Origin of the sequence: Actinomadura syzygii, from assembly GCF_008085905.1 — a bacterium.
In the GTDB taxonomy this organism is placed as follows: domain Bacteria; phylum Actinomycetota; class Actinomycetes; order Streptosporangiales; family Streptosporangiaceae; genus Spirillospora; species Spirillospora syzygii.
Window position 1 is genome coordinate 371,193 of sequence record NZ_VSFF01000014.1, and the last position, 11,110, is coordinate 382,302.

At 70.5% G+C, this 11,110-nt stretch carries 12 protein-coding genes; 6 read left to right on the forward strand and 6 right to left on the reverse strand.

The annotated features are described in order from the left end of the window. Positions 1-329 precede the first annotated feature (329 nt). The 4 genes from FXF65_RS35425 (at position 330) to FXF65_RS35440 (ending at position 3,555) form a co-directional block, all read left to right on the forward strand. Positions 330-998 carry a hypothetical protein gene (locus FXF65_RS35425; protein ID WP_148354417.1) on the forward strand — a complete coding sequence of 223 codons (669 nt, stop codon included), beginning with the start codon at positions 330-332 and terminating at the stop codon, positions 996-998. A 109-nt stretch (positions 999-1,107) separates the two neighbouring features. Then, positions 1,108-1,512, forward strand: coding sequence for a hypothetical protein (locus FXF65_RS35430; protein WP_148354418.1), 405 nt, complete (start codon positions 1,108-1,110; stop codon positions 1,510-1,512). A 92-nt stretch (positions 1,513-1,604) separates the two neighbouring features. Next, positions 1,605-2,684, forward strand: coding sequence for a hypothetical protein (locus tag FXF65_RS35435; RefSeq protein ID WP_148354419.1), 1,080 nt, complete (start codon positions 1,605-1,607; stop codon positions 2,682-2,684). Between the two features lie 343 nt (positions 2,685-3,027). Beyond that, complete coding sequence (locus FXF65_RS35440; protein ID WP_148354420.1) at positions 3,028-3,555, forward strand: hypothetical protein; 528 nt, start codon at positions 3,028-3,030, stop codon at positions 3,553-3,555. 76 nt (positions 3,556-3,631) lie between these two features. Here FXF65_RS35440 and FXF65_RS35445 read toward each other — a convergent pair whose 3' ends face one another. The 5 genes from FXF65_RS35445 to FXF65_RS35465 form a co-directional block, all read right to left on the reverse strand. Then, positions 3,632-4,348: an ABC transporter permease gene (locus tag FXF65_RS35445; protein ID WP_148354421.1), complete on the reverse strand. Its 717-nt coding sequence runs from the start codon at positions 4,346-4,348 to the stop codon at positions 3,632-3,634. Then, positions 4,345-5,310 carry an ABC transporter ATP-binding protein gene (locus FXF65_RS35450; RefSeq protein ID WP_148354422.1) on the reverse strand — a complete coding sequence of 322 codons (966 nt, stop codon included), beginning with the start codon at positions 5,308-5,310 and terminating at the stop codon, positions 4,345-4,347. Before FXF65_RS35450 ends, FXF65_RS35445 begins: the two co-directional genes overlap by 4 nt. Next, positions 5,307-6,185, reverse strand: a complete 879-nt coding sequence (locus FXF65_RS35455; protein ID WP_148354423.1) for an ABC transporter permease — start codon at positions 6,183-6,185, stop codon at positions 5,307-5,309. The genes FXF65_RS35450 and FXF65_RS35455 overlap by 4 nt, the downstream gene beginning before the upstream one ends. Further along, the gene (locus FXF65_RS35460; RefSeq protein WP_148354424.1) at positions 6,182-7,135 is read right to left on the reverse strand and encodes an ABC transporter ATP-binding protein; all 954 of its coding nucleotides are present in this window, start codon (positions 7,133-7,135) and stop codon (positions 6,182-6,184) included. The genes FXF65_RS35455 and FXF65_RS35460 overlap by 4 nt, the downstream gene beginning before the upstream one ends. An 85-nt stretch (positions 7,136-7,220) precedes the next feature. Continuing rightward, on the reverse strand, positions 7,221-8,204 hold the full coding sequence (locus tag FXF65_RS35465) for a DUF389 domain-containing protein (protein ID WP_148354425.1): 984 nt from the start codon (positions 8,202-8,204) through the stop codon (positions 7,221-7,223). Positions 8,205-8,320: 116 nt separating this feature from the next. Between FXF65_RS35465 and FXF65_RS35470 the strand changes: the two genes are divergently transcribed. Both FXF65_RS35470 and FXF65_RS35475 read left to right on the forward strand, forming a co-directional pair. Next, positions 8,321-9,004: an HNH endonuclease family protein gene (locus FXF65_RS35470; protein ID WP_148354426.1), complete on the forward strand. Its 684-nt coding sequence runs from the start codon at positions 8,321-8,323 to the stop codon at positions 9,002-9,004. A gap of 21 nt (positions 9,005-9,025) precedes the next feature. Further along, entirely contained in the window at positions 9,026-9,340 is a 315-nt protein-coding gene (locus tag FXF65_RS35475; protein WP_148354427.1) for a hypothetical protein, read from the forward strand. Here FXF65_RS35475 and glmM read toward each other — a convergent pair. Beyond that, complete coding sequence (gene glmM, locus FXF65_RS35480; protein ID WP_148354428.1) at positions 9,337-10,680, reverse strand: phosphoglucosamine mutase; 1,344 nt, start codon at positions 10,678-10,680, stop codon at positions 9,337-9,339. The two genes, FXF65_RS35475 and glmM, sit on opposite strands and share 4 nt — an antisense overlap. Between the last annotated feature and the right edge of the window lie 430 nt (positions 10,681-11,110).

Below are 11,110 nucleotides of genomic sequence, written 5' to 3' on the forward strand. Positions count from 1 at the left end.
AGGAAACCTCGAACACCGGGAAATGGCTGCGGCGACACATCGCGGCCCCGTCCCCGGACATTTTGCGGCGGCTTACGACAGGGAATTGAATATTCCCTGTCACATCATCCCGGAGTCGGCCCGGCCGGAACCGCCATGGCCATTACTTTACCGTCCCCTGGTTCTCCGCGACGGAATCCACTGCGTACGGTGAGGACCGGCTGAAAGGCCCGGCGCAATTCGCGGAGCACGCAATAACGCATGGAATAACCGCGCCTGCGCCCGCGCGGACGATCACCTGAGACGCCACAAAGGCGCTCTGTCGCCGCGCTCACCAGAAAGGCGAACTGATGGCCACCTACAGTCTGACCGTCGTCAACGACTCCGAGCTGGCGGAGGGCAGCCCGGCGTTCTCGGTCGTGGCGGAACTGCCCGAGGCCAGGGCCGGCGGCGCCCTCAGCACCGCGTGGCTCACCCAGGTGATCCACCCGGGCAACCGGTACACCTTCACCTGGGACGTCACCTGGGGTTTCGCGTGGTCGGCGAGCGGCGTCGCCAAGGACTACCAGTGGCGCGCGAACGGCGGCATCCCCGCCGACCCGACCTCGTCGTCCCTGTGCGCGGCCACCTTCGACTACACCAACGGCGACTTCGAGCTCTCGTACGCGACCCACACGCCCGCGCCGAACCACGACCAGCTCTACGTCGACAGCACGCGGGCGGTCCCGAAGCCGAGCGTCCAGCCGAGCTCGCTCGGGATCACCCTGAACGGGCTGCCCGCCTGCGTCGTCGACGCGGGCCCGAACCTGCAGTACATCGCGACCCTGCACCCCACCTACTACATCGTCGCGGGGAGCCTCAAGCAGAGCCAGATGGTCGACGTGGCCACGCTCACGCAGACCGAGGTCCTGTCGTACGCGACGGGCGTCGCCGACCTGACCGCCGTCCTGGACGACGAGAACAACTGGCACGTCACGCGCAGCACCGAGGCCGACCTCGCCGCGGTGATGCGGCCGTGACCGCGTCCGGCGGGCACTGACCGGCACTGACCGGGCGGCGTCCCCGCGCGGCCGCGCGCGGGGACGCACGCTCCCCCAGCACGAGCTCACCCTGAAAAGGAGAAACGCGATGGTGCAGTTGTTGCAAGGCAGGCCGCACACGCTCGACCGGACGAACCGGGCCGTCCGGCGGCAGATCAACGACCAGGCCACGGACATCGAATTCGCGGACCTGTGGCGGGACGGCGGAAACGTGATCCCGCCGACCGGACGCAATCCGGTCCGCATAGACAACCAGGGGACCGGTTTCGACGTCGTCGACAACGTCGGCACGAATTATGGGCGCGGACGGCAACTGGCCGCCAAGGGCGGAAACGCGACCTACGCCGTGGTCTGCGTCGCGGACAGCTTGAATTCCGGCGACCAGGACGACGAGCCGCACCGGAAGGCCGACTCAGTGACCGCCGCCGTGCAGAACGCGTTGAGGCTGAGCGCGAGCAGCGATCCCGGTTGCGTCTACATCATCGTCCCGTAGCCCGGGATCCCATTTTTTGAGAAAGGCACTGAATCATGAGTAATAGCAGTTCGGGCGGCCGTGGCTTCATCCCTCCGCCGGAGGGCATGCGCATGGATTTCGCGGCTGAGGACCCGAGGGTGTACTTCCAGCCGCCGCCGGGGGCCGCGTCGGGGGCCGCCGCCGTCTCCGGCGCCGTCCTGGACGTCCGCGACGAGATCGGCGCGGCCATCCGGAGCGGCGTCCAGGACCGGGCCGCGTCCGGGTACGCGCTGCCCGGCGAGGGGGCAGGCGCCGGGAATGTGCAGGGCGTGGCGATCGGGCTGGGCGACCCGCACCACGGCGGGACGCCCGGCGAGCCGATCCTCACCGTGTACGTCGCGGAGCCGGCGTCGCCCGACCGGGTGCGGACGGCGGTCGTGGACGACATGGGCGTCCGCGCCGCCGCCGACGTGCCGATGCGGGTCGTCGCGGGCGGGGTCGTGGACGCGCTGTCCAACCGGGCGCTCGTCCGTCCGGCGCCGGGCGGGTTCTCGGCCGCGCATCCCGCGGTCCCGGACGGCACCCTCGGCTGCCTCGCCACCGGCAGGGAGCAGCCGCGCGACGACATGCTCCTCGCCCTCAGCAACAACCACGTGTTCGCCGACTCGAACCGCGCCGCGGCCGGGGACTGCGTCTGCCAGCCCGCGCCCGCCGACGGCGGGACGTGCCCCGCCGACCAGATCGCCGCCCTGGAGAGCTTCGTGCCGATCGACTTCGCGGGCGGCACGAACCTCGTGGACTGCGCCACGGCCTGGTGCTGGCCCGACCGGGTGACGCCCGAGCTCGGCGTCCAGACCGCGGAGGGCGTCCGGCGGTTCCGCATCGGCTCGGAGATCGAGACGCCCGCGCTCGGCATGATCGTGGGCAAGACGGGCCGGACGACGCAGCTCACCCGGGGCATCGTCACGGGCGTCCGCTGGTCCGGCGTGGTCAGCTACGGGACCGCCGGGCAGGCGTTCTTCGCCGACCAGGTGGTCGTCGAGCCGCTCGGGGACGGCCCGTTCAGCGCCGGCGGCGACTCCGGCTCCTGCGTCTGGACGTGGCAGGACAGGGAGCCCGTCGGCCTGCTGTTCGCCGGTACGCCGGCCTTCTCGCTGGCGAACCCGATGAGCCTGGTCGCCTACGCGCTGGACATCGACCTCTTCACCTGAGCGCGGCGGCGGACGAAAAAAAATCCATCGCGGTGGCGGCGGCCTCTCGGCGCGCCGCCGCCACCCCTAAAGACCCCAGCCCACCCGTGAACGCGACCTTGCCGACGCCTTTGGCGCGCTCTAAATGGACATTTCTCCATCACAATGGGACACCTTTGTCGAATGTCTCATTGAAGCGTGAACGATTCGCGTGTCAACCCTTTGCATACCCAGTTTGGGTCCCGCACCAGAAGCCCTTTCCTTTTCCTCGAACACGTGGTTATCCTGACGCCGTCAGCGAGTCGGGGACTGGGAATACCCCAGCCCCTGTAGTCACGGAAAGGTGATTATGCGTACCAAAGCAATGGCAGTGGCGGTCGCCGCCGGAATGTCCCTCTCGACGTTCGCCGTCGCCCCCTCCGCCTCCGCCGCGCCGGCGGCCCCGGCCCAGCAGGCGGGCCCCCGCTGCGACCCGCACAACGTCGCCAAGATCACGGCGAAGAAGAAGTTCAAGAAGGTCAACGAGACCGACGTCCTCTACAACAGCACGCGCGACACCATCACGCGCAAGGTGCACTTCGAGCGGACGACCAAGTTGAAGTACTCGGTCTCGGGCGGGATCGAGCTGTCCCTCAACGCCTTCGTCTTCGGCGAGGTCAAGGCGAAGGTGAACACCGGGCTCGACCGCGAGTCCACGGTCAAGAAGGGGTACGCGGACACCGTCAAGATCCGCAAGGGCTACAAGCTGACGGCGTCCCAGGGCTGGGAGATGCAGCAGGCGAAGGGCTACGTCTACCACATCTACAGCAATTGCCAGGACCGGACGCTGGGCTACTTCACGCTCAACGCCCCCTGGAAGACGTTCGTGTCCTACTCCACCAAGAAGCTCTGATCCCCCGAAAGTGAACCAAAAATGAATTCGGCCGACCTCCGGAGGGGGAGATCGGCCGAATTCGGCATGCCATTGTCTATTCGGCGCTCGCGACGGTCAGGGAGCGGAGCCGGAAGGCGGCGAGGAACGTCCCGACGACGGTGACGGCGACCAGCAGCGTGATCGCGACCGGCAGGCTCACCGTCGATTCGACCGGCGAGGCGCTGGTCAGCTTGTCCGTGACCGACATGGCCCATTGCTGAATGGACGCCTGCTTGGCGCCCGGCGCGAAACTGCCGAGCAGCGACTCCCACACGAGCGCGTAGAGGAGGCCGATCGTGACGGCGTTGCGACTCATGACCGCGAGCGCCACGAACACCGCGCTGTAGGCGACGCCGCCGACCAGGACGCCGACCGTGAACGCGGGCGTCAGCCCCGCCGTGGTGCCGGTCAGGACGAGCCCCGCGAGCAGCGTCGGGACGACCGCGAACGCCGTCACCAGCACGATCGCGACGGCCAGCTTGGTCAGCACGACCACCTGGCGCGGGATCGGCTTCGTCAGCACGTACATGATCTGGCCGTCGTCGATCTCCGGCCCGATCACGCCGGTCCCCGCGATCAGCGCGAGCAGCGGCAGCAGCGCCGCGAGCGCGACCTTCTGGAGGACCTCCGTGGACACGTCCAGGTCGTCGTTCCCCGTCGCGCGCAGCACGACGGCCAGGACGAGCATCACGAGCGGCAGCCCGAGCAGCAGCAGCGCCCGCCTCCGCCCGAGCATCGCCCGGAACGTGATCATCGCAATCGTCGCATTCATCGCGCCACCAGGTAGGAGAAGACGCTTTCCAGGGACTCGTCCGCCGGGGAGACCTCCCACAGCCGGACGTCGGCGTCCCGCGACACGCGCGGGAGCAGCCAGGTGAAGCGCTGGAAGTCCACCGCCTCGATCTGCAGGCCCTTGTCGGTGAGCTGGACGCTGCGGGCCGACCCGTCCGCGATGATCGCGGCGGCGAGCGCGCGGTCGTCGGACGAGCGGACGAGGAAGATGTGCGGCCGGTCGGTCATCAGCCGCCGGATCTTGCGGAAGTCGCCGGACGCGGCGTGCCGGCCCGCGACGATCACCTCGATGTGGCTGGCGAGCCGCTCGACCTCCTCCAGGATGTGCGAGGAGAACAGGATGGTGCGGCCCTCGTCGGCCATCCGGCGGATAAGCTCCATGAGCTGGAGGCGCTGCCGCGGGTCCATGCCGTTGAACGGCTCGTCCAGCAGGAGGACGGGCGGGTCGTGCACCAGCGCGGACGCCATCTTGATCCGCTGCTTCATGCCCTTGGAGTAGTTCCCGATCGTGCGCCCGGCCGCGTAGTCCATCTCGACGAGCCCGATGGCGCGGCGCGCCGCGGCGGCCGGGTCGGGCAGCTTGTGCAGCTTCGCCATCGCGACGATGAACTGCTCGCCGGTGAGGAAGTCGTAGGCCGCCTCCCGCTCCGGGACGAGCCCGAGCCCGCGGTACACGTCGGGGTTCTGCCAGATCGGCGTCCCGTCCAGCGTGACGGAGCCGGACGACGGCGCGAGGAACCCGCCCATCATGTGGATGAGCGTCGACTTGCCCGCGCCGTTCGGCCCGAGCAGCCCGGTGACGCCGGGCCCGACCCGCATCGACACGCCGTTGACGGCGACGACGTTCCCGTACCAGCGGGACACCTTGTCCAGGATCAACTCACTCTTTCCACCCGTGGGGGGACGACCCCCCACACCCCCCGGTTCGCTTCGCTCATTCATGAGAGGCCCGCCTTCCGGAACCTGCGGTACAGGACCGCGACCGAGCCGACGACGATGACCGCGCACTCCGCCAGCGCGACCACGCCACCGGCGACGCCGGGCGCGATCCCGGGCGAGGACGACCGGGCGCCGAGCAGCCGCACCTGGACGATGTCCACCAGGTTGAACGGCGTCCCGAGCCCGATCCAGCCCTGGAGGGTGAAGTTCGTGTTGGCCTCCGCGATGCCCTGCACGGCGCCGACGAACGCTGTGCTCAGCATGAAGACCGCGATGACGGCGGCGACGCCGAACCCGCGCCGCGGGGTGAACGCCGCGACCACCATCCCGATCGCCGAGAGGACGAGCGCGTACAGGACGCAGCCGACGAGCGCGCCGAGATACCGGAGCAACTGCTCGCCGGAGTCGGGCGCCTTCGCGACGAGCCCGCCGATGTACAGCACGGTGACCGGCACCGCCATCAGCGCGAACAGCGCGGTCGCCAGCGCGGCGGCCTTGGCGAGGACGAAGTCGAGATGACCCACCGGACGCGAGAAGTACAGCGGGATGACGTGGAACCGGATCTCCCGCGAGGCCAGCACCGGCGCCTGCGTCGCCAGGAAGATCGCCACGATCACCTGCATGATGTTCGCGTAGGAGGCGTAGCGGATCAGCGCGTCCTCCTGGTCGGTGACCGCGAACGCCGCGACCGACCCGATCGCGGGCAGCAGCATCAGCGCCGCCACCAGGAACGGCATGATCTTGGCGCGGGCGGGACGGCCGAGACCGAACGCGGCGCGCAGGTTGTGCACGTACAGGGACCGCAGCACGTAGGCGCGGCCGCTCCGCCGCCCCTCGTAGTGCCGGTACCCGATGTCGTGGATCGTGCTCGTGCTCATCGGGACGCCTCCTGCGGGACGACTCCGGTCGCAGGCGGCCCACCGGACGGCTCGGGCTCGGTCTGGAAGACCTCCTCGATGTGGTGGCGGCGCTGCTCCATCCGGATCAGCCGCAGCCCGAGGTCGGCGACGCCGTCCCGGATCAGGTCGTAGGTGTTCTCGCCGGCGATGTCGACGACGAGGAACCGGCCCTCCGGGTGGACGGCGACGCCCTGGTCGTAGAGGTGCTGGCCGAGGGTGTCTCGCCCCTCCTCCACCTCGACGGTGAGGACGCCGCTCGCGGTCGTGTACGCCTCGACGGCCTGCGAGCGCAGCAGCTTGCCGCCGTCGATGATGACGACGTGGTCGCAGACCCGTTCCAGCTCGCCCAGCAGGTGGGACGTGACGAGGACGCTGATCCCGAACTCGGCGCCGATGCGCCGGATCAGGTCGAGCATCTCGTCGCGTCCGGCCGGGTCGAGGCCGTTGGTGGGCTCGTCCAGGAAGACGAGCTTCGGGTCGTGGACGAGCGCCTGCGCGAGCTTCACCCGCTGGCGCATCCCGGTGGAGTAGCCGCCGATGGGGCGGTAGCGCTCCTCGTACAGGCCGACGTGCCGGAGCGTGTCGGCGGCGCGTTCGCGGGCCGCGGTGGGCGGGAGCCCGCACATCCGGGCCATGTGGACGACGAACTCCGTCGCGGACACGTCCGGTGGCAGGCATTCGTACTCGGGCATGAACCCGACGGTCTCCCGGATCCGCAGGCCCTCGCGCGCGATGTCGAGGCCGAGGACGGACGCGGTGCCGGAGGTCGGCGGCAGCAGCCCGAGGAGGATCTTGATGAGCGTCGACTTGCCGGCGCCGTTGGCGCCGACCAGTCCGACGACGCCCGGCTCGACGGCCACGGAGAGGTCGTCCAGGGCTGTCACCCGGGGGAACCTCATCGTCAGCCCCTGGGTGGCGATGATCGGCATGTTTCCGAACCTAGTGGCCGGTGCGGCGCGGCACGTCCCCCTGAGGTGCCATCCGTCTCAGCCATTCGGCCATATCTCGGTCGACCTAAGTACGCCCGCGGAGGGTCGTCCGGCCACCGGCGCCGAGGATCCGCGGCCGCCCGCCCCGGCGCAGGATGGCCGCCCACACCGCCCGCTGGACGAGCAGCGTCGCCGTCCCCGCGATGACCATCCCGACGATGTTGACGCCGAGCTGGAGCGCCGAGCCGCGGATCTCGCTGCCGTGCCGCAGCGCGGCGGCCACCGCGAAGTTCCCGGCGGCGGGCACGGTGGTCACCGAGATGAACACCCCGACCAGCGCGGACGACTTGCCCGCGGTCAGCGACAGCACCCCGGCCGCCCCGGCGAGCAGCGCGACGATGAACGACCAGCGGTCCGGGCTGTAGATGAACGCGGTGAGCGGGCGGTCCGTCGGCAGCCGGTCGAGCTCGATCACGCCCGTCCACTTGCTGACCAGCGCGCACACGTAGGTGATCAGGATGGCGACGGCGAACCCGACGGCGAGCGCCCGCAGCGCCTGGACGATGTGCCACGGCCGCCCCCGCACGATCCCGTAGCAGATCGCGGCGACCGCGCCGAACTCCGGTCCGAGCACCATCGCGCCGACCACCAGCACCGGCGAGTCGATCAGCGCCGCGATCCCGGCGAGCTGGGTGGCGAACGCGAGGAACGCGATGAACGAGAAGCTCAGCGCCGTCCCCCCGGCGACCTGGTTGTCGAGCTCCTCCCAGACGACGGCGTCGTCGCCGTGCCCGGGGGCGCGCTCCATCGCCTCCTCGGCGGTCTCCGACAGCGACAGGTCGATCTTGTCCAGGGCGATCGAGCCGTCCCGGTCGACGCCGAGCGCGCGGAGGGCGTCCAGCACCTCGTTGACGGACTCGCGGGCGACGTCGCTGTTCACCAGGTCGCCCCGCGGGGACATGGCGGCGCCGGGGAGGACGACGACGTTGGTCGCGCCCGCGCAGTCGCCGAGGGCCTTGAGGACGGTGTCGGTGCGGTCCGGCGGGACGATCGCTCTCAGGTGCAGCACGTCAGACATCGTGCCGTATCCGGCCAGGTAAGCGATCACCACCGGCGCGGTTGATCGCGTGGCGCGCCCCAAGTAGGTATATATCGTCATAATTTGCGTGCGGCGAGGGGATGCGGGTGGACGGGACGAGACGAACCCCTGGACGCGGACGCCTGGCGCCGGCGGCGGCGCTCGCCGTGGCGCTGATCGCGTCGGCGGGCTGCGAAGGCGACGTCGGCCTCTCCGAGGCGAGCTCGACCCCGAAGCAACCGGGGTCCGGCGACGGCAAGCGGGCCCGCTCCGACCTGTCCGAACTGCGGGTCGCGTCCGAGGGCCGCGGCACCGGCTACGCCCGCGACGAGTTCGGGACGCGCTGGAAGGACACCGACCACAACGGCTGCGACCAGCGCAACGACGTCCTCGCCCGCGACCTCCAGGACGTGGAGAAGAAGGGCAAGTGCGTCGTGTTGGCGGGCGTCCTGCACGACCCCTACAGCGGAAAGACGATCACCTTCGCGAAGAAGGACGCGGCCGAGGTGCAGATCGACCACGTCTACCCGCTCGCGCTCGCCTGGCGGATGGGCGCGTCCCGCTGGAGCGAGGACCAGCGCGAGCGGTTCGCCAACGACCACGCCAACCTGCTGGCCGTGTGGGGCGTCCCGAACCGGCAGAAGAGCGACTCGGGGCCGGGCGAGTGGAAACCTCAGAAAGACTTCCAGTGCGCCTACGCCGTGAAGTACATCGCCGTCGCGAAGAAGTACTCGCTACCGGTGACCGACCCCGACCACGACGCGCTCCAGACCTTCCTCGGCCGCTGCTGACGCCGCGCGTAGGCTCGTCGCATGACCAGCGAACCTGAAAACGCCGACGAGAACGCTCAGGAGGACGAGCTCCCCCGCGTCCGGACCGAACGCGGCGTCGGCGCGCGGGCGACGGGCGCCAAGGTAACGGGGGCGTCCGCGACCGGAGTGACGGTGCGGGGCGGCACCGGCCTCGGCTCGGTCGCCATCGGCTCCATGGCGGTCGGTGCCCTGGCCCTCGGCGCGCTCGCGATCGGCAAGCTCGTCGTCAAGCGCGCCGTCGTCGGCCACCTCCAGGCGGGGACCGTGGAGATCAAGCACCTGAAGGTCGGCCGCCTGGAGATCGACGAGAGCTAGCCGAGCACGGTCCGCACGACGCCCGCGAGGTGTTCGGCGACGGACCGCGCCTGCGCCTCCGACGCCGCCTCGACCATCACGCGGACCATCGGCTCGGTCCCGCTCGGCCGGATCAGGACGCGCCCGGTGTCGCCGAGGTCGGCCTCCGCCGCGGCCACCGCCGCCGCCAGCTCCGCCGAGGTCTTGGCCCGCGCCTTGTCGACGTCCTTCACGTTGATGAGGATCTGCGGCAGGCGCGTCATCGACTTGGTCAGCTCGTCCAGCGAAGTGCCCCGCCGCACCATCGCGGCCAGCAGGTGCAGGCCGGTCAGGACGCCGTCGCCGGTCGTCGCGTGGTCCAGCATGATCACGTGACCGGACTGCTCGCCGCCGAACGCGAACCCGCCGTCCTTCATGGCCTCCAGCACGTACCGGTCGCCGACCGCGGTCTCCACCACGGCGATCCCGGCCTCCCGCATCGCGAGCTTGAACCCGAGGTTCGACATCACGGTGGCGACGACCGTGTCGGCCGCGAGCGCGCCCGCCTCGCGCAGTTCGAGCGCCAGGATCGCCATGATCTGGTCGCCGTCCACGACCTCGCCGGACGACGTCACGGCGAGGCACCGGTCGGCGTCGCCGTCGTTCGCGATGCCCGCGTCCGCGCCGTGCTCCCGGACGGCCTCCTGCAACGCCTCCAGATGCGTGGACCCGCAGCCCGAGTTGATGTTCAGACCGTCCGGAGCGGTCCCAATGGTGATCACCTCGGCCCCGGCCCGGCGCAGCGCCTCCGGCGCCACGTCGGACGACGCGCCGTTCGCGCAGTCGACCACGACGCGCAGGCCGTCCAGCGACACCGGGACGGTCGACAGCAGGTGCGCCACGTACTGCTCGACGGCGCCGTGCGCGTCCCGGACCCGTCCCACCCCGGCGCCGGTCGGCGGCTCCCACTCCTCACCGAGCCTTGCCTCGATGCGGTCTTCCAGCTCGTCCGGCAGCTTGTGGCCGCTGCGGTCGAAGAACTTGATGCCGTTGTCGGGTGCGGGGTTGTGCGAGGCCGACAGCATCACGCCGAGGTCGGCGTGCAGCTCGTGCGTCAGGTACGCGACGGCGGGCGTCGGCAGGACGCCGAGCCGCAGCACGTCCACCCCGGAGCTCGCGAGACCCGCGACGACGGCCGCCTCCAGGAACTCGCCGGACGCCCGCGGATCGCGTCCGACCACCGCCAGCGGCCGGTGCCCCCGGAACGCCCCCTGCTCGCCGAGCACCCGCGCCGCCGCGACGGACAGGTCCATGACGAGCGGTGCGGTCAGGTCGCGGTTGGCGAGCCCTCGCACGCCGTCGGTCCCGAACAGACGAGCCACAGTTCAACTCCCGGATTCAACGAAAACCGCGCGGACGAACCCCGCCCGCTCCGCCCGCACAAATCTAGTAGGAGCCGCACCCCACCGTCAGAACCAACCACCCTACGAATCCCCTCCCCCACACCTTCCGGCCGAACACACCCCGCCGACCTCGAACGAACAAAGTCCCGCCCTTCTCGGACGAGCAATGCCTTCCTTCTTGGACGGACCCCAAGCCGAGGGCACGTGTTGGGCGGCCTTCGGCGCCCCAGCGCCGAAGGCCGCCCAACACGCCGAACGGCGGGGCGGTTCCCCCGCCCCCCACCCCGCCCCCGGGAACCCCCCGCCGGTCGTTAATGGGGGGGCAGGGGGGGGGCCCCCCGGGTGGTGAGCGTTGCTGTGCTGCGGAGCGCTGGGGGGCGTCTTTGGGCCGGCCCTCCTGTGCTCGGGG